Genomic DNA, 22,270 nt, shown 5'->3' with positions numbered 1-22,270 from the left:
GGGGCGAATATTAACGGCGACGCCCGGCCTTGTCAAAGGCTGTTTCGCACATTTCAAACCGTTTGCCGATTTATTCTCCACTTTGGGCGAAATTTGTCGTTCCGCCCAGAAAATGGTTAGGTTTCGCGCACCTGGCTTTTGCTTCGCGGATATTTCCACAGCCAGCGCCCGCTGACCATCCGGCAGTAAAACAGCGCGCCGCGTACCGCCCAGTCGAGCACCATCCCCAGCCACACACCAATCACGCCCATGCCGAGCACGATGCCCAGCGTATAGCCCGCCACGACGCGGCAGCCCCACATCCCCAGCATCGACACCCACATGGTGTAGCGTACGTCGCGAGCGCCTTTAAACGCGCACGGCAGGGTCCAGGACATCGCCCAAATCGGCATAAAGAAGGCGTTCAGCCACAGCAGCTCTTTAACCACCACTTTGACGTCCTCTTCGCTGGTATAGAACGAGGCGATCAGGTTGGCGAACGGCGCGGTTCCCCACGCAATTACCGTCAGGATGATGGTCGATAGCCAGAATACGTGCCACGCCTGGCGCTCCGCCTGCCCAATCTGGCCTTTTCCCAGCCGGGTGCCGGTAATGATGGTCGACGCGGAGCCCAGCGCATTTCCCGGCAGGTTAATCAGCGCGGCGAAGGAGAAAGCGATAAAGTTGCCGGCAATGACGTTGGTCCCCATGCCGGCGACGAACATCTGCGTCAGCAGCTTGCCGCCGTTGAACAGCACCGATTCGATACTCGCCGGGATGCCAATGCCCATCACTTCCCAGATAATGGCAAAGTTAAGCGGTTTGAAATAGCTCTTCAGCGAGATGCGCAGCGCCGGGTTAAAGCCGACGGCTAATACCCATACGATCGCCACCGCTCCGATGTAACGCGCGATGGTCAGCCCCAAACCTGCGCCGACAAAGCCGAGTCCTGGCCACGAAAAAATGCCGTAAATCAGGGTGCTGCTGATAATAATGTTGATGATGTTCATCCCGCCGTTAATCAATAGCGGAATTTTGGTATTGCCTGCCCCGCGCAGCGCGCCGCTGCCGATCAGCGCAATCGCCGCCGCCGGGTAGCTCAGCACTGTCAGCTCCAGATAGATTAAGGCCATATCCTTAACCTGGGGCGAGGCGTCGCCGGCAACAATATTAATAATCTCTTTGCCAAAGGCGTGTATCACCACCGCCAGCAGAATGGAGAACAGCGTCATAATTGCCAGCGACTGCCGCGCCGCCGCGCGCGCGCGTCGCGGATCGCGCTTGCCGAGGCTAAAGGCAACCACCACCGTCGTACCGAGATCGATGGCGGCAAAGAACGACATGATCACCATATTAAAGCTGTCGGCCAGCCCTACCCCGGCCATCGCCTCTTTACCCAACCAGCTCACCAGGAACGTACTGACTACTCCCATCAGCAAAACGCAGCTATTTTCCAGCAAGATGGGGACCGCCAGCGGGCTGATTTCACGCCAGTAGAGTACGCGATAACTCTTACGTTTTTTGAACCAGGATGTTCGTTCTACAACCCTGCGTGCTGCGGATGTGACGTTCAAGGGAGACCTTAGTGAGAAAAGTTGAAACTACATTTCAAATGATGATAGAGAAATGCTAATCCTGCAAAGCATTTTTCCTTCTAAATTGTCGGTAATTACAACAAATTGTTGATAGAAGCGGCGGTTGATCGACAGGGGCAGAATAGATGTTTGACAAAAATTTTTTCGCCGCTAAGATACGACCCCACACGATTCCTCTGTAGTTCAGTCGGTAGAACGGCGGACTGTTAATCCGTATGTCACTGGTTCGAGTCCAGTCAGAGGAGCCATATTAAAGAAGCCCGCTTAAGGAAACTTAAGCGGGCTTTTTGTTTTTTACATTAATCATGAACGCTGGCGTAGCGCAGGTTATCCTTTGGCAAAATTCGCCTGAATACGCTGTTGCAGGTAATCTTCAGCGCTGATGGCCGGGTATTTCGCCTGCGGCCCCAATATTTCAATGTCCTTGTTTGCCTGACAGAAAAACGCCAGGCTGTAGCGTGCTCCCTGATACTCGTCTGGCAACGGATTTCTCACCCGATGGAAATTTGACGGCAGCTGGTCGTCACTCCAGCGCATCAGCATGTCGCCAATATTACAGGTGATCACGTCCTCACGCGGTTCGATGCTGGTCCACTGCTGGCTTTCGCGATCTTTGCCGGGGCAAACCTGTAATCCTCCCTGACCGGGAAGCTGGAAAAGCAGCGTCAGACAGTCAAAATCCGTATGCGCCCCGGCACGCCACATCCCCTGCTCCGACTGCACGGTGGCATAGTAGTGCAGCATGCGCAGCGTACTCTGATAGCTTTTCTGTTGCGGATCGTGCGCCTTTTCGAAAAAGTGCTCAGGAAACCCTAACCGAAGGGCAAAACATGAAAGCAACTTCATGCCCAGCTGCCAGCATTGCGATTCGAAATTTAGCATCGTGCGTTTAAACGCCGGTAGCTCATGTTCAGCGGGCCATAGCGGGTCCATCAGCGGACGGGTAATCTGATAGGATTCTTTCTGATCCGGCGTTTGGGTCGACGGGCGCACCTGGGATTTATTTTCCCACCCGGCGTTGCGCGACAGCGGGTAGCGGGCTTTGATCTCCCCCGGCAGCGCGAAGAAGGCTTCCGTCATGCTGAATGCCTGCCGGATGTCCTCCAGCGCGATACCGTGATGACTCACCTGAAAGAAGCCGATTTCCACTGCTGCCCGCCACAGTTCGTCGGCAATCTCGTCTTTACGGTTGGCGAAATCCGACAGATCAATACAGCGAACCTCACGGGCAAAAGTCTCTTCGCCCATTGCGCCCATCGTCGCCTCTTTTTCCAGTTCCTGTAATGCATAGCTTTGCGTTTGAGTTGATTGCGCCACTGTTTTTATCCTTCTTAATCAAAAGAGTTAGCCTACTGCGCGCTGTTGCAGAGTGCGCACCGCCGATATTGCCTGATGGCGCATTGCGTCCAGATCGAGGCCGGGGATCGCATCGTTTTCGACGATAACGCGACCATTGATCATCAGCGCCCTGAGCGAAGCCCGCCCACCGCAAGCCACCGGGCCAATCGCCATGTCGTGCAGGCCGAAATAGCGAGGGTCGTCCAGCCGGTAAATCGCGATATCTGCCAGCATGCCCACCTGCACGGTGCCACTTTTTTGCAGGCCAAGGATCTGTGCGCCACCAGCGCTGCCCCATCGCACAACGTCTTCAATCGTTGCCGCATCGCCGCCGCCCTCAAAGCTTCCGCCGTCATATCGCGGCTTCGCCTGCATGCCTTTTCTGGCGCGCTGCAAAAGCCAGGCGGCGTGCGCCTCACTTTGCATGTCGGCGGCCTCGTTCGAGGCTGCGCCGTCAACGCCCAGAGAGATGGGGACACCCGCCTGTTCCAGTGCCAGCAAATCCGCAATGCCGCTGCCCAGCCGTCCATTACTTTGAGGACAGTGCGCAATGCCGGTACGCGTCTGCCCCAGCATCGCTATCTCCTGCGGCAGCAGTTTCACCAGATGTGCAAACCACACGTCATCCCCCAGCCAGTCGTGCTCGGCGCAAAACTGCACCGGAGTCATATTAAATTTGGCGCGCGCTGCATCGAGATAATCCACCGTTTCAGACAGGTGGCTGTGCAGCCGGATACCTAAATTTCGTGCCAGTTTCGCCATTTCGCGCAGCTGCGGGCCAGGTGCCGAATGCAGCAGCGTGGTCGGGGCCATCACCACGCGGCGCAACGACGTCGGCTCCGGGCAGTGATAGCGGCTGACAAGGCGCTCCATATCCGCCATGTAATGATCAAAACTCTCCGGGCGCAGCGCCTGCGGCAAATCCTGCTCAATCGTCCGCCCCTGCGTAGCGCCACCGCGGCACAGCACTATGCGCATCCCCAGCGCCTTGCCCTCATCGAACAGGATCTCCGAGGTGTCAAACGGCATATCCGGCCAGTAGAGATAGTTGTGATCGGCCACCGTGGCGCAGCCCGAACGCAACAACTCTGTTAACCCGATTCGCACCGCCAAACGAAAAGTCGGCTCGTCGAAGGTGGCACGAAAACGATAAGGCGTGGCACTTAACCACGCAGTCAGGCTTTTATTCAGCCCCTGAGGTTCTCCTTTAAGCAACGACTGAAACAGGTGATGGTGAGTATTGACCCAGGCCGGATAGACCACACAGTCACGTGCGTCGAGCAACCGCTCATCCGCCAGTGCCGTCAGGGAGCCAATGGCCTCGATCACGCCATCGCGGACGCGAATATCTGTCCCGGCGTGGCGCGCCGCACTCCCCGCTAATCCGGTCAGGATCGCGTGCGCGTTTTTAATCAGCAATGATTGAGATGACATTGCAACGCTCCTCAAGGTTTAACCTGCATGTGCTCAACAAACTCCGTGGTATAAGCCTGTTTCCAGTCGGTATCTGCCTTTAACAATTTGGCGTTGACCATGAAATCACGGGTTTTCTGCCAGCGGTTTTGCGTCATGGTGCCCCAGCCTTGCGTTGCCGCATCGCCACCGTCAATCAGATGATGCTCTTTGATTTGCTGAACGCCCCAGGCCAGCAGATCATCGGTCATTTTCGGATTATCCTTTTTAATTAGTGCGTTACCTGACGACGGATCCTGCAGATAGCTGACCCAACCTTCCATTGACGCACGTACGAATTTCGCCATCGCTTCTTTACGGCTGCTGACAAGATCCGGACGCGTGATCAAAATCCCGCCATAAGGGGGATATCCGTGTTCCGAGAAGAGGAAGAAATTAGATTTCACCCCGGCCTTCTGCGCCTGAAAAACCTCCGAGCTGACATAGGCTTGCTGCGCAACATTATCGTCGGCAACAAAGGGCTGAATGTTAAAGGTATAGGGGCGAACCTGTGAGTCGCTGAGCTGGTAGCGCGCCTTAAGCCACGGCCACCAGGTCGATTGCCCTGAGCTGGACACCAGAATGGTTTTGTCCTTCAAACCGTCGAGGGAAGTGACGGAAGCGTGCGTCAGCAGACCCTGCGGGTCGAACTGGAACGGAGCCGCGATGGCTTTGGCCTGAAAACCCCGCTGTACTGATTCGAGCAACTGGAGGTCGTAGCCGATGATCACATCGGCGCGTTTTGACAACAGCAGCTGCATGCCGTTGATCTGCGGGCCACCGGACTGAATGCTGACATCCAGCCCGTAGCGTTTGTAAATGCCTGTCGCCAGCGCCTGATAATACCCGCCCTGCTCCGCCTGAGCATACCAGGACGTCAGCAATACGAGTTTCTCATCAGCGTGAGCCGGCAGTGAAAACAGGCCAGGAACCAGCGCGCTCAGCACGCAGCAAGATAGGGGAATGCGGGATATTAACTTCATTACTCCTCTCCTAATCATCGCCGGAGGGAGAACGAGCAGACGCAGCTCAGCCCCCTGACCGGCTCAAAATGAACCGCGAAATAGTTGCTGAGCAATGTCCCGCGCAGTTATCTGCACTGACCGCTTCTACTCATTTTTAACTATACAAAAAGGATGCCAACTCCGCGGGTGCACTCTCTGTGCGCCTTCTCAGGGGAGCGGATTTCATCGGCCTGCAACTTTTGATTCATCTCGGAGCGTGCCGCACCAAATAAGTGCGCATTAACGTGGGTCCTGGCCGGGCGTTTGAATCTGGCTAAAGAGCATTTCCAGTTGTTTAAGCATCATCGAAGCCGCGAGGGAAAGCTGTCTTGCCGGAGCCACGCACAGCGACAGCGTGAAGGTTTTTAATTGCGGATCGGTCAGCGGAATAAACTGCAATTCGTCGTTTTGTACCTCATCCATGATATCGAGCCAGCACAGAATACCGATGCCAATTTTCTCTTTAATCAGGGAGCGGATCATATGAATGTTATTTGAAACGGCGACCTCATTAATCATGTCCCCGTTGATATTCATCAGCGCCTGAACTGGCTCGGCAAGCATCAGCGGCGCAGAAGGCAGGATGAACGGATATTCCATGCACTGATTAAAACGGACACCGCTTTTGTCCCCAAGCGGATGCCCTTTCGGCACCACGACGCCGAGTTCAATTTCGGCAAAGGCCCGCACCTGCAGCTCTTTGGAGCTTTGCGGGTTCAGCATAAGCCCGAAGTCAGCATCGCCCGACATCAGCGCCTGCTGAATATCGACGTTGTTCATCGTTGTCAGGGTGAATGAAATGTTCGGGTAGTCGAGATGCACCTTTCTGAGCATCGCCGAGAAAAAATGCCGGTTGATAGCGTCGATGGTGGCGATCCTCACATGCCCTCTGCGCAGCCCCCGCAGGTCGTCAAGCTGTTCGCAAACGCGGGAAAAATCTTTTTTCCAGTTGTTGGCGGCATGTAACAAAAGCTCACCAGCAGCCGTCAGCCGCAGCCCGGTGGGATGTCGTTCAAACAGGGGCATCGCCAGCTCGTTTTCAACCCGCAGTATCTGCCGGTCAATTGACGAAGCGGCGACATGCAGGGTTTCGGAGGCCTTGCGAAACGAGCCCTGGCGGGCAACCTCAGTGAAGTACAGCAAAAACCGGGAGAATGCGAACATTGTGTAGTGCTCTCTTTTATGCAACGGGACGTGCGAATCAAAGCGCTGGACGCAACAGTTTTATAACAATAACGTAGCTTTCATTGCAACGGGAACAATCGTTTCATCGCTTTAAAAGCAAAATTTTCCGCCTCCTTCTTACTATGGCGGCGGATTGTGCGGCGAACGGGTTGAACTGTCCCTTTAATGAATGGCTTATCAAATTAAATACGGTAAATGACAATGAAAGATGCCGGAGTAATTCCTGTCACAATAAAAACGGTCGATATAAATGGCGAAGGGAATATTTCATTGCAGCTTGTTGCGCAGCACGAGATGTTATTACCGGCTTATTCCCCCGGTGCCCATATTGATGTTTTCATTCCTGAGATCGGGGCCCGGCAATATTCTCTTTGTACCGAAAACAGCAGCCGGGAATATTATGAAATTTGCGTAAAACTGGCGGAAAACTCCGCCGGCGGTTCGCACTTCATTCACCATCATTTCCGCCCTGGCGATAACCTGACCATCTCGGCACCGCGCAACCATTTCCCGTTGCCCGATGCGGGACGATATCTGCTGTTTGCCGGGGGTATCGGCATCACTCCGTTGCTGACCATGGCGGAATACATAGCTGAGCAACAGATTGAATTTGAAATGCATTACTACATTTCAGACACGGCACAAACGGCGTTTATATCACGCCTGAACACGCCCGCACTGGCCGGTCATGTTTTTTTGCATTGCAGCGCGGCAAACGATTCCCTGCGCGACAAAACGCCCCCAAGCCTGCGTCAGGCCGATCGGAATACCCGCGTGATGGCCTGCGGCCCGGACGGATTTATTCAGCGTTTGCAGGACATTATGCAGGAACACCACTGGCCAGCCGAAAATTTATCTTTTGAGCGTTTTAGCAACGCCAATATGAATAATGACACCGACGGGCAGGAATTCCATATTCAGCTTAACTCTACCGGCAAACGTTATTTAGTCAGCCCGCGCCAAACCATTGCCGAAGTTTTATTAAGCGCCCGGGTCGATATTATGCTGTCGTGCGAACAGGGTATTTGCGGCTCCTGTATCACCGACGTGATCGACGGGATCCCTGACCACCGGGATTGCGTGCTGACTGACGAAGAGAAAGCCGCGAACACACAAATTACGCTGTGCTGTTCGCGATCCAAAAGCCCCGTACTGGTCCTTGACCTGTAATGCCAACGCGGAGTCTCAAGATGAGTATCTCAATCCCCACATCACCGCTTAATGGCATTGCTAACCTGCGCCTCCCCGCGTGGCTGCTTCCCGGCGACTGGCCCGTGCAGGCGGGGGAACCGGTGACGGCCGATTTGCGCTTTGACGCAGGGAAAATTACGTCACTGATGCCCAGCCAGCCGCAGCAGGATCACTTGTGGAATGCCCACGGCGCACTGGCGCTCCCGGGGCTGATTGAACCTCACGCACATCTCGATAAAACCTTCACTATTGGCCGCAGCCGACCGTCCAAACCGGGTCTGCTGGCCGCCATTGAAACAATGCATCAGGACCGCCAGCACTGGACGGCGGCAGACCTTCATCAGCGCGCAAAACAAGGGCTGATGTGGGCCGCCGCTCACGGCGTAACGCATTTGCGCACCCACATTGACTGGTTCGACATCCTCCCGCCCATGGCCTGGTGCGAGCTGGCAAATATCAGGCAGCCGGGCGTCACCCTGGAACGCGTTGCTCTGGTCCCGCTGAGTTTTTTTGCCGACGCAGAGGCCGCTGACCGCATCGCGCGCGCGGTGGCGCAAAGCGGCAAAGACTGCCTGCTGGGGGGCTTTATCCACTCCTCAAATTGGGACCCGGCGGCCATGACCCATCTGCTGCGCAGCGCCGCCCGCTGGCAGCTGAATCTGGACCTGCACATTGACGAAGAGCTTTCTGACGTGGCGCACGGCCTGACCTGGCTGGCGCGTTATTTGTCGGAGAATGAATTTAGCGGCCACATCAGCTGCAGCCACGGCTGCGCGCTATCCTCCGGCAGTGAGCAACAGGCGCACGAGGTGCTGAGTTTACTGGCGGCACAGCGCGTCACGCTGATTGCGATGCCGATGACCAACCTGCTGTTGCAAGATGCCGTGACAAACCGTACGCCGCGCCAGCGTGGCATCACGCTGTTGAAAGAAGCGCAGGCGGCGGGCATTCCGGTGCTGCTGGGCTGCGACAACGTGCAGGATGCTTTTTGCCCGGCAGGCAGCTACGACCCGCTGGATACGCTGATCTGCGCCCTGTTCTCACTTCAGCTGGAAAACGTCTTTGACCAGCAATCGCGTCTTATCTGTGATGTGGCGGCACTGACCGGTGACGTCGCCGCAAATCGTCCGCTGGCTGTTGGCACCGAGGCCAGTTTGATCCTCTTTCCAGGCAGCGACAGTCTGACCTGGCCTTTAAACAGCGCGGCCCGTCTGGTTATCCACCACGGCAGGCTGACCCACCAGCGCACGTGGAATCAGGAGTGACCCCATGAGTCTTGAAGCAGGAGCGGGCAAACCGCTCGCCAATTATGCCGCCTGGCGTCGCGCCGGTGATTTTGTCTTTCTCTCCGGCATGATTCCCGTCAATCCGCAGAGCGCGACGATCGTGCGGGGTTTTCAGGATATCCCCGACCCTGCACGCCGGTTACTGGGCGAAACCGGCGAATTCTCAACCGATGCCAAACAGGGGCCGGTTCTGGCACAAAGCTGGTATGTGCTCGAAAGTATCCGCCTCACGATTGAAGAAGCCGGAGGGCAAATGAGCGATGTGATCAAGCTGGTGCAGTACTTCCGCAATCTCGATCACTTTCCTTACTACAGCCGGGTCAGAAAACTTTTTTACCCCGATCTGCCACCGGTTTCTACCGTCGTGCAGGTCAGTGAAATGCTGCCCAGCGCCGAGGTGCTGATTGAAGTTGAAGCTACGGCCTGGTTACCGCAATCCCGCCTAACCCAATAATGTCCGACCACGAGGCACAGCATGATTAACGGCTACATTCCCGCAGAGCGGTTTCTCCCCTTCCTGAGCTGGACGGCGATTGCAGCCCTGCCAGACAAAGCCAATACCGTGATCGTATTGCCAACCGGCGCAATCGAACAGCACGGGCCGCATCTGCCGTGTTCGGTTGATAGCGTGATTTCCTCGGGGGTGGCGGGTTATGCGCTGGCACGGCTGCCGAAGGCTATCCCGGCCTACGCCATCCCGCCGGTAACCTACGGCAAATCGGATGAGCATCTGAATTTCCCCGGCACGCTGACCTTAACCGGTGACACGCTGCTGCAAACGATTTTAGAAATTGCCGAATCTCTGTACCGTGCCGGATTCCGTAAATTGCTGATGATCAACGGTCATGGCGGGCAGCCGCAGGTGCTGCAAATGGCATCACGGGAAATGCGCCTGCGCCACGGCGACATGATTATGATCCCTCACGACGTGTTTCGCGTGCCCAACGTTGAAAATGAGTTTCTGAGCGCGCAGGAACAGAAGATGGCGATGCACGCAGGTCACAGCGAAACGGCGGTGATGCTGGCGCTGGCCCCTGAATGCGTCCACATCGAACGCGCGGTCGCTAATTATCCCCCGGAGTTCCCTTGCCCCACGCTGTCGTCAGGTCGCCCGGCGGCGGCGTGGGCTTCCTATGATTTTGGCCCGAGTGGCGTCATTGGCGACCCGACCGGCGCTACCGCCGAACAGGGGCACGCGATCCTCGATTCGCTGGCGGCAAGCTGGGCACAGGCGATTACCGAAATCCATCATATGGAATGGAAAGTACGCAGCGAGCCAACCTGGGGGAAACACCACTGGAACGGTTTTGTGCAAACCACTTTTACTCCTCCTCCGTCTTCTTTTGTTTCTAAATAAAGGAACCCTTGCGATGAAAATACGGCGTACACCTTCTTATACCCTCCTTGCCCTGCTGCTGGCCGGGGTTTCCACCGCCAGCATGGCGGAAGAGAAATTCACATTCATCACTAACTGGTACGCTCAGGCGGAACACGGGGGTTTTTACGACGCGCAGGCCAAAGGTTTGTATAAAGCGGCGGGGCTGGATGTCAACATCAAGATGGGTGGCCCGCAGGTGAACGTCATGCAGCTGATGGCCGCCGGGCAGGCTGACTGTACGCTTGGCGACAACGGCCAGGCGCTGGAAACCTGGCAGGCAGGCGTTCACGCGGTCACGGTGGCGACCGTGTTCCAGCATTCACCTACCGTCTTCATCAGCCATGACAAGGTGGATAAAGCGCAGGAGCTGAAAGATAAAACTTTCCTGCTGGCCACGGAGGCTTACACCTCCTTCTGGCCGTGGGCGAAGAGCGAGCTGGGGCTGTCCGCCGCGAAGATTCGCCCTTACACCTTCAGCGTGCAGCCCTTCCTGGCAGACAATAATCTGGTGCAGCAGGGTTATGTCACTTCCGAACCGTTCTCGGTCGAAAAAGGTGGCAAACCTTTCTACGTCTACATGCTCAGCGACTGGGGCTATCCGCCTTACGGCAACTCAATTATCTGTATGGCCGATACGGTTAAAAAACGCCCGGCCGCAGTCGCCGCCTTCGTAAAAGCCTCTATGCAGGGCTGGAAAGAATATTTGCAGGACCCGACCGCAGGCAACGTGCTGATCGCCAAGGCTAACCCGCGCATGGGTGCCGACCAGATTGCCTTTGGTATCGCGCAGATGAAGAAGTATGAGCTTGTCACCGGCGGCGATGCGCAAACCGGCGGTATCGGCATCATCACGGAACCCCGGCTGAAAAAGACCTGGGAGATGCTGGTGAAAAACAAGCTGATTGACGCGGATAAAGTGCCGTTTGAGCAGACCTATACCCTCGAGATGATCAAAAACGCGAAGGTTATGCCATGAATTCAGCCCCTAAACTGACCATGATGAGCGATGTTCGCTCACCTCTCCCCTCGCCGATACCGGCTATTGAGGTGCTGTCGGCGGAGAAAATTTACAGCAACGGCACGCGTGCGCTTTTGCCAGTCAATCTCACGATTAATCAGGGGGAATTTGTGACGCTGCTCGGCCCGTCGGGCTGTGGCAAAAGTACGCTATTAAAGATGGTCGCCGGCCTGGTTGAACCCAGTGACGGCAAGCTGGTGCTGTGGCGGCGCGACAGCCGTGAAAAAGTGCAGGTGCCGCTTTCTTTTGTGTTTCAGGAGGCCACGCTGATGCCGTGGAGCAACGTGCAGAACAACGTACGTTTACCGCTGGATCTGGCGGGCGTGCCTCGTGCCGAAGCCAACACCCGCGTCAGTGAAGCGCTGGAGCTGGTGGGACTGGGAAAATTTGCCAACGTATTGCCGCGCGAACTCTCGGGCGGCATGCAGATGCGCGTGTCGATTGCCCGCGGGCTGGTGACGCGCCCGAAACTGCTGCTGATGGATGAACCCTTTGGCGCACTCGATGAAATAACCCGTAATAAGCTCGACAGCGACCTGCTGCGTCTGTGGCGTGAACAGGGGCTGACGGTGGTGTTCGTCACCCACTCTATCCACGAGGCCGTGTTTTTGTCGCAGCGGGTGATCATGATGGCCGCGCGGCCAGGCCGGGTGGTGGAAGATATCGCCATCTCCGAACCGTTCCCGCGCAGCGAAGATTTTCGCGTCAGTCCGGCTTTTTCACGGTATGCGAAGCAATTGCAGGACAGCCTGCTGCAAGCCAGCCAATCGGGTATGGAGTAAAAATATGCACACACAAAAATCCTCTCCGTGGATCAACAACCCCACGTTTCGCAAAGTGCTTTACCCGGCAGTCGTAGCGGTCATCATGGTTTTGCTGTGGCAGGGCTGGGTGAGCTATTTCAAAATCCCTCAGTTTCTGGTGCCTTCACCGGGGGTGATGCTGCAAAGCCTGTGGACCAATCTGGGTTCGCTGACGATGTCGCTGCTGTTTACGCTGAAAATCACCCTGATCTCATTTTTACTCTCGATCATCATCGGCGCAGCGGTGGCATTTGTGCTGGTGCAAAATCGGTTTGTTGAAACCGCACTGTTTCCCTACATCGTGTTCCTGCAGGTGACACCGATTGTGGCCATCGCACCGCTGATTATTATTTGGGTCAAAGACACCACGCTGTCGCTGGTGGTGTGTTCGACGCTGATGGCGGTATTTCCGATTATTTCCAATACCACGCAGGGGCTGCGCAGCGTATCGCCGGGCCTGCTGAGCTATTTCCAGCTCAACCACGCCAGCCGTTTGCAGATACTGATCCGTTTACGCATTCCTTCCGCCCTGCCTTATTTTTTTGGTGCGCTGCGGATTTCCAGCGGCCTGTCGCTGATCGGTGCCGTCGTTGCCGAATTTGTTGCAGGCGCTGGCGGCAATAACACCGGCCTGGCCTATCAGATTTTGCAGGCAGGATACCAGCTGGACATCCCGCTGATGTTTGCAGCCCTGCTGTTAATTTCCCTCACCGGCATCGCGCTGTTTGGCGTGATGTCATGGATTTCGAGGCGCGTTCTCAGCGCCTGGCATGAAAGCGAAGCCGTGCAATCTCATTAACCTCACTCACGATTAGGCAGGAAGAAGATGGACAGTGAACAACGTAAACACGCGCTTGCCCTGATACAGCAGGCGCTGCCCGATCTAGACTGGACTTTGCAGGCGGCAAAGGTCAAACGCCTTTCACGCGATTTTCACTGGTTCAGCCCGGTGCTGAAACAACGGCTCGAAGACAAACAGGCCGATGCCGTGGTCAGGCCACGTAACGAAGAAGAGCTGATTTTACTGGTTAAAGCCTGCGTTCAACACCAGCTGCCGCTGATTTTGCGGGGCGGCGCGACCGGCAACTATGGTCAGATGGTGCCCCTGGAGGGCGGGATCCTGGTCGATATGACCGGACTCAATCAGATATGCGAACTGGGTGACGGCGTGGTTCGTGCTCAGGCGGGTATCCGGCTGGCCGAGATCGAGGCAGTCACGCGCCCTGCGGGCTGGGAGCTACGCTGCATGCCGTCAACTTATCGGCTTGCCAGCCTCGGCGGCCTTTACGGCGGCGGCTTTGGCGGCATTGGCTCAATCAACTACGGCCCGCTGGGCGCGCCAGGTAATGTGCTTAGCGTAAAAGTGATGACGATGGAGGCCGAGCCGCGCATTCTGCAGATTCCTGCCCCGCAGGCGCTACTGCTGCACCATGCCTACGGAAGCAATGGAATCATTCTTGAGGTTGAGCTGGCACTGGCACCGCTTCACCGGTGGATAGAGCGGCTGGACGTGTTTGATGATTTCACCGACGCGCTGGATTATGCCAACGCCTTTGCCCGCTCTCCGGGGCTGGTAAAACGCCAGTTGGCGCTGCTCGCCGCGCCGATCCCGAGTTATTTCAGTCATCTGAACGGGCACTATCAGGCAAATCAGCATGCCGTCATCAGCGTTATTGCGCAGGAAAGTGAGGGATTCTGTGCCGGTCTGTTGGAAAAATACCGCGGGCACAGCGCTGTGCGTCAGACCGCCGACGAGGCGCGTGAAGCCAATGCATCACTGATGGAATATTGCTGGAACCACACAACGCTGCACGCCCTTAAAATTGATAGCTCTCTCACTTATTTGCAGACGGCGTTTAATTACACGAATTATCATCAGCAGATTATCGATATGGCGGCTTTATTCGCCGACGAGGTTATTTCGCATATCGAATTCCTCCGTGACACCGATGGAAATATAACCGCCAGCGGATTGCAATTAGTACGTTACTCCAGCGAAGAACGGCTGAACGAAATAATATCCACCTTCCGTGACAATGACGTAAAAATAAACAACCCCCATGTTTATCAAATTGAAGACGGTAAACAAGGAGACATTAAACCCGAGGTTGTTTCTGTTAAAAAATGCCTTGATCCCAATGGGTTACTTAACCCTGGCAAGCTCAGAGGCTGGGAAGCCCGCAACACATTGATTTTAGATAACGATCCTCTTTTATTGCCTGACAGATAAAAATAACTATTACCTCCTTCCCCTTTATAAAAAATCGGGATAGTAACCGTTTGTGCACTACCCGATAAAAAAATTATTGGCCGTCTTCTCTGCCGGCTGAAGACATTATATTTTTTTACCAGGAAGATATTAATGAAAAGTAATAAATTCAACTTTCCGCTAAAGTTGGGCGCAATCGTCGTTTCTCAGGCGTTGTTTATGGGCCATACGCTGGCGGCCACGCCTGCCGCATCCGGCTGCACGGCAGGCGTGGCTGATTCCCTGACCGAAATGTTCACCTGCGGCTCGGTCACCGGCAGCCTGCGTACCCTGTATTACTCCACCCACAATGCCTATTTTTCACCAGGCTACTCTCAGGACACCGTCAGTTACGGCGGCAGCGTGAAGTATGCAACAGCGGAATACTACGGCCTGAGCCTTGGCGTCAGCGGTATTCTCCAGCGCGGTATTTCGCATAACGACGACCATCTGATCGCCGAACTCGGCCCTAACCAGACCGGCGTGGGCGAAGCTTATCTGAGCTACCACTATCAGGACTTCCGCATTACAGCCGGTGACCAGCGCATCAATATTCCCTTTATCGGCGACTATGACTGGCGTATCACACCGATTCTATTCCGCGGTGTTGACACTCATTACGGCGACAGCGACAACTTCCTGCACGCCACCAAAATCACCCGCTACAAACCGTGGGGCGACGACCAGTTCCTCAATACCACTGCTTATACTGATGCCGACGGTACCACCAACGGCATGTGGGGTGTTGGCGGCGGGCGTGCCGTTAAGCTGGATAATAAAAAGCTTAACGGTCAGCTTTGGTACGAGAATTACGATAACTACAGCAGAATAGTGTACGCCGACAGCTTCCTGTCCTGGTCTGATTCACCGTCCCAGCCAAAAATCGGTGTTCAGTTTATTCGTGGCCTGAGCGAAGGCAAAGCGCTGGCTGGCGAAGTTAACAGCACCAGCTACGGTGCACAGTTCGTGATGAATTTCACCCCGGTATTGAAATGGTCCCTGAACTACGACCACATCGCGGCCAACGGTGATGCCTACGGTAACGGCGCGCTGGTGACGCCTTACGCACACAACACCTCCTCCGGCCCATATTTTGCGCAACCGTTCTTCACCAGCACTCAGGATCTCGGCAGCGGCAATGCTTACTCAACCGATCTGAACTGGACCGCTACCGACAATATCTCTTTGGGCAGCCGCTATTCCTTTATGGATTTGACCGCCAGCGCCGGCGCATCCAGCAGCAATCAGTCTGAATATCTGGTGTACGGTACCTACAGTTTTGATGGCGTACTCAAAGGGTTGAGCATCACGGATTTTGCCGGTGTGCAAACCACCTCAACGTCGGACAAAAATTTCTGGCAGAACCGTCTTGCCCTGGAATATGATTTTTAAATATCCCTTAGTGCGGCGGTAATGTCGCAGCGGTTTTCTGCGCGTCTGGCTGCACCTTGTGCAATGCCTTTTCAGCCCGCGCTGCGGCCGCACTTTCCCCCCTATCCCGCACTACCTGCACAAGCAGACGCAGTTGCCCGACGCTCAGGCCAACCCGCAAACTGGCACGCGTGTGTGGCAGCCGCGTTGCTCCCATTCCCGGCGTGGCGGATAAAGCGCCAACCTCCCGCTCAAGCCCACCTGCTAACCTGTTTTGTGATTGTTGCGCTTCACCGCCGGTTAGGCCTTATGTGGTTCATGAAGCCTCCAGGAAATACCTCAGCATCATGCTCATCTAAGCAAAAAATAAGAGACTTATCAGACACAACCTAGCCCCCTGCGCTATATTTGCTGTAAATAAAAGCATGTTTTTAAAAACAGTATTGACACCACTTTCAAAATGGGTAAATTAGGATTCAACAGCGGTGAAGTGGTAGTTCGCTGTTATAAGTTGAAAGTGTTAGTAAGGTAACAAAAGTAATTTGCGATAAAGGCCACGTATTTTGTTGTATGGGATTACGGATGCTAAGAAGCGTTTTTTTACATCGGTAATGTTTTAAGGCCACGTAGTTAGAGTAGTTAATCGCAAATCTGGGGAAGTAGCGCGACGATGTAAGGCTATGTTTTTAAAGTTATTGCTTGCGATTGAGTTGGGTACGTTAGTTCAGTTAAGCGATCGCAATGGAAGTCAAGCCACGCATCAAAGAGTATATGTCGCGAGGGGATGTACTTGTTTAAAGTGCCATTTTTGAAGGTGATGAAAATGGTGGGGTAAAGTAACGAGAAAATAGAGGGAGGTTTTAGTTAGTATCAGCACCCAATATTATCTGTGATAAACGTGTACATTTAAAGCAGTACCATAAGTAGTACCCATATTAAGTCCATGAATGTTAAATCTTAAATCAGTAGTTCCTTAAAAGCCCTGGCTGCAACGGTCAGGGCTTTTTTGTATCTGCTTTTTGTATCTACTCCGTTGCTCTCCTCTATCAAGCGACTCATGAGTGACCACCTCGTTCCCGTTCCCTAAGATGATTCAGCCCTGTACGGGCACGAGCGGAGCTGATTCCAGCCCGTCACAACGCCTGTCCTTAAGCTCCTCCCCATTGCTGGCAGTCGCACGCGCCGGCGTATTATGCTAAACCATGTCGCTGACGATGTAGTCTGCTGGCTGTCGTTGCCACTCATGCACTAAACGGAGGTTATCATGATTTTTTTAGGCTACGTCACTTCTCGGACATACCTGCGCTGGCCGGATCCTCCGCGCTGGTTAGCCAATTTTAGCTTTTATGAGCATCATCAATCCGCGCCTATTGCGGCTGATCCCGGCACGATCATTCAGGCGGTACAGAACCTGGACATGACGGCGGACCCGATTATTAACGCGCTGCTAAAATTGCGTAAATTACCCGGCAGATGCTATCAGCGTTTTACGCAGCATCCCTTCCCCCACACCGTTGACGTCAATGATTTTGGCTTTGCCACATTCACCCCGCTGCATCAAACCAGCCGGGAGCTGGTTCTCGGACTTACCGGCCAGTTCTGGCGGCCCACGATGGCGGTTCATCGCCTCCCCGACGCCGAAGCATTCGCCCGCTTTAACGAGGCTGATGCCGCGAAGCTTATTCTGTGTTTTCGGGTCGTCACGGTCGACGGCGAGCACCGGCTGGTCACCGAGACCTTCGTGCACTGCCCTACCCCACGGGTAAAACGGCGCTTCGCCTGCTACTGGGGAGTTATCCGCCCGGCAAGCGGCTGGATCCGTCGGCGAACCCTGCTTGCGGTGCAGCGTCAGCTGGCGCTGGAAAACGGCGAGGGCTAGAGGTGGTATGAGGGAAAGGCAGACACCGTCAGATGTCTGCTTTAGCCTGCGGCGCGCTCACCCTGTCGCAATAAGCTAAGCGGAGAAGAAGGACTCCCCTTCCCCACCGGACGCGGGCCGCGAGTTAACATAGCTACACCGCCACAACGCGATAGTTAGCGATTTTTAATTCCGCTATCTGCTGCATATCGATATGGGACAAGGTGAAATCAAGGATCGCAAAGTTCTCGGCTATTCTTACAGGGTTGGATGACATGGTGTTTGACTGGATGCCCGACTGTAAAATCCAGCGCAGGATAATTTGTGCCGGCGTCCTGGCATAAGCGTCCGCCAGTCGCTGAATAAGCGGATAGTTAAGCGCTTCACCCCGGGCTATCGAACAGTAAGAGGAGAGCGGGATCGCTGTCTCTGCAGCGGCCTGCAGCAGGCTGCCCTGGTCGAGCAGCGGATGGAACTCTACCTGGTTGACGACGAGCGGGGTGGCGATCTCATCCCGGGCAGCAGCCATCTGCTCAGCGGAGAAATTACTCAAGCCAATATATTTCGTCAGCCCCTGCCGCTGCGCCTGCTCCAGCAAACGCAGCGTGGCGCCGAAGTCCTGCTTTGGCGGACTATGCAGCAACAGCACATCCACCTGTTCAACGTTAAGCGCCGCCAGGCTTTGCGCAACCGAAGCCATAAACAGCGCCTGTCGATAGTTCGCCGGCAGGACCTTTGTCGTAATGCAAAGCTCGTCGCGCGCGACGGAATGCCGGCTTAATACCTGCCCGATCTCCTTTTCATTTTCATACATCTGCGCGGTATCGATCGCCCGATAGCCAATGCTCAGCGCGTGCCCCAAGGCGGTAATTAACCGCTCTCCGCGTAGCTTATAGGTGCCAAAACCGCGGATAAATTCAGGCTGATAAAGAATATTCATATCTTTTTCCTCAAAGGACGGTTTTAGCGGCGAAGCGGCTGATTCGCCGCCTGCTGCCAGAGCGAGGCGATATTAAACGCCGTCGACTCCAGCAGAGTGGCGGCCTCTCGTAGGGCGCGCTCGTAAGAAATAATGCCGGGGACCAGCGAAAACGCCGAGATTAAACCGAGTTCATACAGTGCTTCATATCCGCTGCCGAGCGAACCGACCAGCGCGATGCTGGGGCAGCCGTGGGCATGAGCGCGGCTGATGACGCCGGCAGGGCCCTTACCGCCGCCGGTCTGTGCATCAAGCCGCCCCTCGCCGGTAATGACCAAATCGGCATCGCGCACCTGCGCATCGAAATGCAGCGTGTTGAGCACAATATCGATCCCGCTGGCCATCTCTGCGTTCAGCACGCCCTGCAGCGTGGCGCCGATCCCACCAGCGGCACCGCCGCCCTTGAGGGTGGCGATATCGTCTCCGAAGCTGGTTTTGAGGATCGTGGCAATCCGCGCCAGGTTACTTTCAATCCTCACCGCCGTTTGCGCGGTTACCCCTTTTTGCGGACCGAAGACCGCGGTCGCGCCCCGCTCGCCGAGCAACGTATTGTTGACGTCGCAGGCCAACAGCAGCTCCACCCGGGCTAATCGCGGATCCAGGCCGCTGAGATCGATGTCAGCCAGCTCATCAAGCCCTCCGGCTCCCCAGGGGACGTCCTCCCCGGCGGCGGTGGTGCAGCGGCAGCCCAATGCCTGCAGCATACCAATTCCTCCTTCATTGGTAGCACTGCCTCCGAGGCCAATAATTATTTTATCGACGTCGCGATCCAGTGCCGCTTTAATCAGCTCCCCAACTCCGTAGCTGGTCGCGAACAGCGGATCCCGGTCCTCCGGAGCAACCCACTGCAGGCCGCAGGCGGCAGCAACCTCAATGACCGCCGTTTTCCCCTCGCCAAGCAGGCCGAAAAAGCCGTTCACCGGCGTCCCCATCGGCCCGGTTACCGCAACCGAAATCCGCTGGCCCGAGGTCGCGTTTATCAGCGCATCAACCGTGCCTTCACCGCCGTCAGCTATCGGCAGCTTTACGCACTCCGCGTCAGGCAGGGCTCGACGAAGCCCCCGCTCGATGGCATCAGCAACGGCGCTGGCGGAGAGGCTCTCTTTAAAGGAGTCCGGGGCAATAATTATTTTCATCGCGATTTACCTGCTATCAATCAGAAACGGGAAACCAGCATTCCGCCGTCGGCGCTAATCACCTGGCCGGTTAAATAGGGCATCCCGCCGCTGGCCAGAGTGGTGACTATCGTGCCTATCTGAGCCGGGGTGCCCAGCTCCGGCAGCAGAGTTAAGCCTTCATCGACGCGCTGTTGATAGATTGCCAGCGAAGGCTGCGTCATTTCGGTAGCAATCAGCCCCGGCTGAATATCAAACACCTGCACCCCAACCCTGGCGAGGCGCGAGGCGAATAGTTTTGCCACCATCGCCGCCCCGGCCTTTGATACACAGTACTCACCTCGGTTGATGGAGGCCGCAGAGGCGTTCGAGGAAGAGACGACGATAAGGCTGTAGTGCAGTTCGGGAGAGCAGCCACCGGCCAGCAGGCGCCGGGCAAAAGCCTGGCAGAGGAAGAATGTGGCGCGAGCGTTAACGGCCTGGCAGCGATCGTAGCTTTCCGGCGTCACGTCGAGGAGATCGCCGCGGCTGGTCACCGATACGCCGGCGTTGTTGACAAAGGTCGTCAGCGGCCCCAGCTCATGCTCCGCCCGCGCCAGCATCCTGTCGTGCAGGCTGATATCCGCCACGTCGCCGGGCACGGCAACGGCGTTAACGCCCCAGCCTTTTAGCCGCGCTACCGATGCCTGCAGCGCCGCAGAATCCTGATAATCATTCAGCGCAATATCAAAGCCCGCCTGCGCCAGCTTTGCGGCAATCTCAAAACCGATGCCGCGCGCTCCGCCGGTGATAAACGCTACCTGTCGTGTTTTAACGGTCATGTCTTGTCCCATTGTGGAGTGAGAATACGTCGAAATCATAGCGATCACCCTCACCACTTGTAAATAAATAGTTACTTACAATATGCAAATATGAGATCTGCACAATCCACGCCTGACGGGTGAAGATTGCCAGCAAAATCTTTGTGACTGATATCGCAAACGCAAGCAAAACAGCCCGGGAGGGTAAAATTGATAAAAAATAATATAAATCATATTGATAAGTGCTAACCCCCGCGAAAACAGCCGTGAAAAAGCATTTACTCATTCGCAAAGGGAACATTTAAAAATAATAAGAAAAAACAGGGCGCTAGGCGTTTTTTGGTCGGATGAAAATGCCATGTAAACCAATCGCAAAGCGCTTCATTGCCAATTACTTTCTCGGGTGATATATCATCAACTTGTAAGTAATTAGTTATTTACATGTAACGTATTTTCAATCGGGTTAACGCCTTCATGTAAATCGAAAAGACAGGAAATATCGCTATGTCATTTATTAAAAAATTCGTTGAACAAAGCGTGATTAGCCGACGTGAATTCCTGCTGAAAAGTGCCCTGGGCATCGGCGGCATGGCAGCGCTTCCGCTTATCAGCCCGCTCTCAAAAGCCATGGCGGCTGAAGGAGGAAACCTCACGCTGGCCTGGGGCTATCGAGATCCTGACAACTCCTACTGGAACGCGATTGCCGCCGGCGGGAAGTCTTATGCGAAAACGCAAAACGCGACCATGGTAAGCCTGATTAACGGTGGCAATAACGAGAAAGTTCTTTCGGATATCAAAGCCCTGCTTTCCAAAACTGAAGGGAAGCTGGCGATCGGCTGCGATCCTAACGATGCCCCTAACGCGCGGGCTGTCGTGACCGCCTGCCAGCAGCGCGGCGCGTTTATTACCACCATCTGGAACAAAACCGACGATCTGCATCCCTGGGATTTTGGTGACAACTACGTGGCCCACATCAGCTGGTCGGATTTCGAACCGGCGCAGCAGTGTGCGCAGCTGCTCTTTGACGCAATGGGGAAAAAAGGCGGGATTGTCGGGCTGGGAGGGATCGCCTCCAACGTCCCGGCGATTGAGCGTAAAGCGGGGCTGATGCACAAACTGAAGGAGAACCCGGATATCAAGCTGCTGGACTGGCAGGATGCGGACTGGAGCACCTCGAAAGCCAACGACATGATGTCGACGATGCTCACCCGCTTCGGGGATGATATCAAAGGTATCTTCTCCTCCAACGACAGTATGACCCTCGGCATTATTGAGGCTCTGCGTGCCGAAGGGCTGGCGGGACAGATCCCGATTGTCTCCTACGACGGCACCCCGGACGCCGTCAAGCTGTGCATCAGCGGTGAAATCCTCTGCACCGTAAGCACCGACCCGTACTGGGCAGGAGGCATTGCGCTTTCACTGGCTCACCATGCGGCTATCGGCAGCTTCAAACCCTCCGCTGAGCCGCATGAGCATCGCGAATTTTATGGTCCGACGATCATGATAACCAAAGACGATGCGCAGAAATGGTATCAGGACAATATCGTCAATACGCCGGTGAACGACTGGAATAATTTCTGGCAGGCGTCGAAGGGGCCAATTCAATATCGCAAATTGTAGTTCCCCCACTCTTCTGCAGATATTTATTGTCGATGAAGACGTTATAAATT

The 22,270-nt window shown here is 55.2% G+C and carries 20 protein-coding genes, 1 tRNA gene and 1 pseudogene; 12 read left to right on the top strand and 10 right to left on the bottom strand.

What is annotated here, in order from left to right; all coding sequences use genetic code 11:
• Positions 1 to 116: 116 nt before the first annotated feature.
• Both RTE01_RS06680 and RTE01_RS26580 read right to left on the bottom strand, forming a co-directional pair.
• Positions 117 to 1,553 carry an EmmdR/YeeO family multidrug/toxin efflux MATE transporter gene (locus tag RTE01_RS06680; RefSeq protein WP_134526904.1) on the bottom strand — a complete coding sequence of 479 codons (1,437 nt, stop codon included), beginning with the start codon at positions 1,551 to 1,553 and terminating at the stop codon, positions 117 to 119.
• A 95-nt stretch (positions 1,554 to 1,648) separates the two neighbouring features.
• A complete protein-coding gene (locus tag RTE01_RS26580; protein ID WP_221180788.1) occupies positions 1,649 to 1,741 on the bottom strand; it encodes a DUF5951 family protein in 93 nt (30 codons plus the stop codon).
• A gap of 5 nt (positions 1,742 to 1,746) precedes the next feature.
• Here RTE01_RS26580 and RTE01_RS06675 point away from each other — a divergent pair.
• A tRNA-Asn gene (locus RTE01_RS06675) sits at positions 1,747 to 1,822 on the top strand.
• Between the two features lie 79 nt (positions 1,823 to 1,901).
• Here RTE01_RS06675 and RTE01_RS06670 read toward each other — a convergent pair.
• The 4 genes from RTE01_RS06670 to RTE01_RS06655 form a co-directional block, all read right to left on the bottom strand.
• A complete protein-coding gene (locus RTE01_RS06670; RefSeq protein WP_409372327.1) occupies positions 1,902 to 2,831 on the bottom strand; it encodes an isopenicillin N synthase family dioxygenase in 930 nt (309 codons plus the stop codon).
• A gap of 87 nt (positions 2,832 to 2,918) precedes the next feature.
• Positions 2,919 to 4,346 (bottom strand): amidohydrolase family protein, encoded by a 1,428-nt coding sequence (locus tag RTE01_RS06665; protein WP_041146326.1) that lies wholly within the window; start codon positions 4,344 to 4,346, stop codon positions 2,919 to 2,921.
• An 11-nt stretch (positions 4,347 to 4,357) separates the two neighbouring features.
• Positions 4,358 to 5,347, bottom strand: coding sequence for an ABC transporter substrate-binding protein (locus RTE01_RS06660; protein WP_041146327.1), 990 nt, complete (start codon positions 5,345 to 5,347; stop codon positions 4,358 to 4,360).
• 261 nt (positions 5,348 to 5,608) lie between these two features.
• A complete protein-coding gene (locus RTE01_RS06655) occupies positions 5,609 to 6,532 on the bottom strand; it encodes a LysR family transcriptional regulator (protein WP_041146328.1) in 924 nt (307 codons plus the stop codon).
• 216 nt (positions 6,533 to 6,748) lie between these two features.
• Here RTE01_RS06655 and RTE01_RS06650 point away from each other — a divergent pair, with 216 nt between their 5' ends.
• From RTE01_RS06650 to RTE01_RS06610, 9 genes are all read left to right on the top strand, one after another.
• Complete coding sequence (locus tag RTE01_RS06650) at positions 6,749 to 7,723, top strand: PDR/VanB family oxidoreductase (protein WP_134526910.1); 975 nt, start codon at positions 6,749 to 6,751, stop codon at positions 7,721 to 7,723.
• 20 nt (positions 7,724 to 7,743) lie between these two features.
• A complete protein-coding gene (locus RTE01_RS06645) occupies positions 7,744 to 9,009 on the top strand; it encodes an amidohydrolase family protein (protein WP_134526915.1) in 1,266 nt (421 codons plus the stop codon).
• Between the two features lie 4 nt (positions 9,010 to 9,013).
• Positions 9,014 to 9,484: a RidA family protein gene (locus RTE01_RS06640; protein ID WP_115192300.1), complete on the top strand. Its 471-nt coding sequence runs from the start codon at positions 9,014 to 9,016 to the stop codon at positions 9,482 to 9,484.
• A gap of 21 nt (positions 9,485 to 9,505) precedes the next feature.
• On the top strand, positions 9,506 to 10,387 hold the full coding sequence (locus RTE01_RS06635) for a creatininase family protein (protein WP_041146332.1): 882 nt from the start codon (positions 9,506 to 9,508) through the stop codon (positions 10,385 to 10,387).
• Between the two features lie 13 nt (positions 10,388 to 10,400).
• On the top strand, positions 10,401 to 11,384 hold the full coding sequence (locus RTE01_RS06630) for an ABC transporter substrate-binding protein (protein WP_134526918.1): 984 nt from the start codon (positions 10,401 to 10,403) through the stop codon (positions 11,382 to 11,384).
• Positions 11,381 to 12,208 carry an ABC transporter ATP-binding protein gene (locus RTE01_RS06625; RefSeq protein ID WP_041146334.1) on the top strand — a complete coding sequence of 276 codons (828 nt, stop codon included), beginning with the start codon at positions 11,381 to 11,383 and terminating at the stop codon, positions 12,206 to 12,208. The genes RTE01_RS06630 and RTE01_RS06625 overlap by 4 nt, the downstream gene beginning before the upstream one ends.
• 4 nt (positions 12,209 to 12,212) lie before the next feature.
• Positions 12,213 to 13,028 (top strand): ABC transporter permease, encoded by an 816-nt coding sequence (locus RTE01_RS06620; protein ID WP_041146335.1) that lies wholly within the window; start codon positions 12,213 to 12,215, stop codon positions 13,026 to 13,028.
• Positions 13,029 to 13,055: 27 nt separating this feature from the next.
• On the top strand, positions 13,056 to 14,459 hold the full coding sequence (locus RTE01_RS06615; protein ID WP_134526921.1) for an FAD-binding oxidoreductase: 1,404 nt from the start codon (positions 13,056 to 13,058) through the stop codon (positions 14,457 to 14,459).
• 132 nt (positions 14,460 to 14,591) lie between these two features.
• Positions 14,592 to 15,869: an OprD family porin gene (locus RTE01_RS06610; RefSeq protein ID WP_134526923.1), complete on the top strand. Its 1,278-nt coding sequence runs from the start codon at positions 14,592 to 14,594 to the stop codon at positions 15,867 to 15,869.
• 7 nt (positions 15,870 to 15,876) lie between these two features.
• Here RTE01_RS06610 and RTE01_RS26355 read toward each other — a convergent pair.
• Positions 15,877 to 16,092 (bottom strand): annotated as a pseudogene (locus RTE01_RS26355) (hypothetical protein); the annotation flags it as partial.
• Between the two features lie 1,020 nt (positions 16,093 to 17,112).
• Here RTE01_RS26355 and RTE01_RS06600 point away from each other — a divergent pair.
• Positions 17,113 to 17,727: a hypothetical protein gene (locus RTE01_RS06600; RefSeq protein ID WP_134526926.1), complete on the top strand. Its 615-nt coding sequence runs from the start codon at positions 17,113 to 17,115 to the stop codon at positions 17,725 to 17,727.
• A 133-nt stretch (positions 17,728 to 17,860) separates the two neighbouring features.
• On the opposite strand, the gene RTE01_RS06595 is transcribed toward RTE01_RS06600, so the two are convergent.
• The 3 genes from RTE01_RS06595 to RTE01_RS06585 are packed head-to-tail and all read right to left on the bottom strand — an operon-like array spanning position 17,861 to position 20,621.
• Positions 17,861 to 18,646 carry an aldo/keto reductase gene (locus RTE01_RS06595; RefSeq protein ID WP_134526929.1) on the bottom strand — a complete coding sequence of 262 codons (786 nt, stop codon included), beginning with the start codon at positions 18,644 to 18,646 and terminating at the stop codon, positions 17,861 to 17,863.
• A 23-nt stretch (positions 18,647 to 18,669) separates the two neighbouring features.
• Positions 18,670 to 19,821 (bottom strand): glycerate kinase, encoded by a 1,152-nt coding sequence (locus RTE01_RS06590; protein WP_134526932.1) that lies wholly within the window; start codon positions 19,819 to 19,821, stop codon positions 18,670 to 18,672.
• A 20-nt stretch (positions 19,822 to 19,841) separates the two neighbouring features.
• Positions 19,842 to 20,621, bottom strand: coding sequence for a 3-ketoacyl-ACP reductase (locus tag RTE01_RS06585; protein ID WP_134526935.1), 780 nt, complete (start codon positions 20,619 to 20,621; stop codon positions 19,842 to 19,844).
• Between the two features lie 483 nt (positions 20,622 to 21,104).
• Here RTE01_RS06585 and RTE01_RS06580 point away from each other — a divergent pair, with 483 nt between their 5' ends.
• On the top strand, positions 21,105 to 22,220 hold the full coding sequence (locus RTE01_RS06580) for a sugar ABC transporter substrate-binding protein (RefSeq protein ID WP_132512121.1): 1,116 nt from the start codon (positions 21,105 to 21,107) through the stop codon (positions 22,218 to 22,220).
• Positions 22,221 to 22,270: the final 50 nt, after the last annotated feature.

The sequence above is a fragment of the Klebsiella terrigena genome (assembly GCF_006539725.1).
Classification (GTDB): domain Bacteria; phylum Pseudomonadota; class Gammaproteobacteria; order Enterobacterales; family Enterobacteriaceae; genus Klebsiella; species Klebsiella terrigena.
The sequence above is the reverse complement of the archived record's forward strand: the minus strand, read 5'-3'. Positions and strand labels throughout refer to the sequence as shown.

Coding starts and splice junctions, on each gene's coding strand:
- RTE01_RS06595 (WP_134526929.1), bottom strand. CDS start 18,646: ATGAATATTCTTTATCAGCCTGAATTTATCCGCGGTTTTGGCACCTAT.
- RTE01_RS06590 (WP_134526932.1), bottom strand. CDS start 19,821: ATGAAAATAATTATTGCCCCGGACTCCTTTAAAGAGAGCCTCTCCGCC.
- RTE01_RS06655 (WP_041146328.1), bottom strand. CDS start 6,532: ATGTTCGCATTCTCCCGGTTTTTGCTGTACTTCACTGAGGTTGCCCGC.
- RTE01_RS06600 (WP_134526926.1), top strand. CDS start 17,113: ATGATTTTTTTAGGCTACGTCACTTCTCGGACATACCTGCGCTGGCCG.
- RTE01_RS06640 (WP_115192300.1), top strand. CDS start 9,014: ATGAGTCTTGAAGCAGGAGCGGGCAAACCGCTCGCCAATTATGCCGCC.
- RTE01_RS06615 (WP_134526921.1), top strand. CDS start 13,056: ATGGACAGTGAACAACGTAAACACGCGCTTGCCCTGATACAGCAGGCG.
- RTE01_RS06585 (WP_134526935.1), bottom strand. CDS start 20,621: ATGACCGTTAAAACACGACAGGTAGCGTTTATCACCGGCGGAGCGCGC.
- RTE01_RS06625 (WP_041146334.1), top strand. CDS start 11,381: ATGAATTCAGCCCCTAAACTGACCATGATGAGCGATGTTCGCTCACCT.
- RTE01_RS06635 (WP_041146332.1), top strand. CDS start 9,506: ATGATTAACGGCTACATTCCCGCAGAGCGGTTTCTCCCCTTCCTGAGC.
- RTE01_RS06630 (WP_134526918.1), top strand. CDS start 10,401: ATGAAAATACGGCGTACACCTTCTTATACCCTCCTTGCCCTGCTGCTG.
- RTE01_RS06660 (WP_041146327.1), bottom strand. CDS start 5,347: ATGAAGTTAATATCCCGCATTCCCCTATCTTGCTGCGTGCTGAGCGCG.
- RTE01_RS06650 (WP_134526910.1), top strand. CDS start 6,749: ATGACAATGAAAGATGCCGGAGTAATTCCTGTCACAATAAAAACGGTC.
- RTE01_RS06580 (WP_132512121.1), top strand. CDS start 21,105: ATGTCATTTATTAAAAAATTCGTTGAACAAAGCGTGATTAGCCGACGT.
- RTE01_RS06620 (WP_041146335.1), top strand. CDS start 12,213: ATGCACACACAAAAATCCTCTCCGTGGATCAACAACCCCACGTTTCGC.
- RTE01_RS06610 (WP_134526923.1), top strand. CDS start 14,592: ATGAAAAGTAATAAATTCAACTTTCCGCTAAAGTTGGGCGCAATCGTC.
- RTE01_RS06645 (WP_134526915.1), top strand. CDS start 7,744: ATGAGTATCTCAATCCCCACATCACCGCTTAATGGCATTGCTAACCTG.
- RTE01_RS06670 (WP_409372327.1), bottom strand. CDS start 2,831: ATGGGCGCAATGGGCGAAGAGACTTTTGCCCGTGAGGTTCGCTGTATT.
- RTE01_RS06665 (WP_041146326.1), bottom strand. CDS start 4,346: ATGTCATCTCAATCATTGCTGATTAAAAACGCGCACGCGATCCTGACC.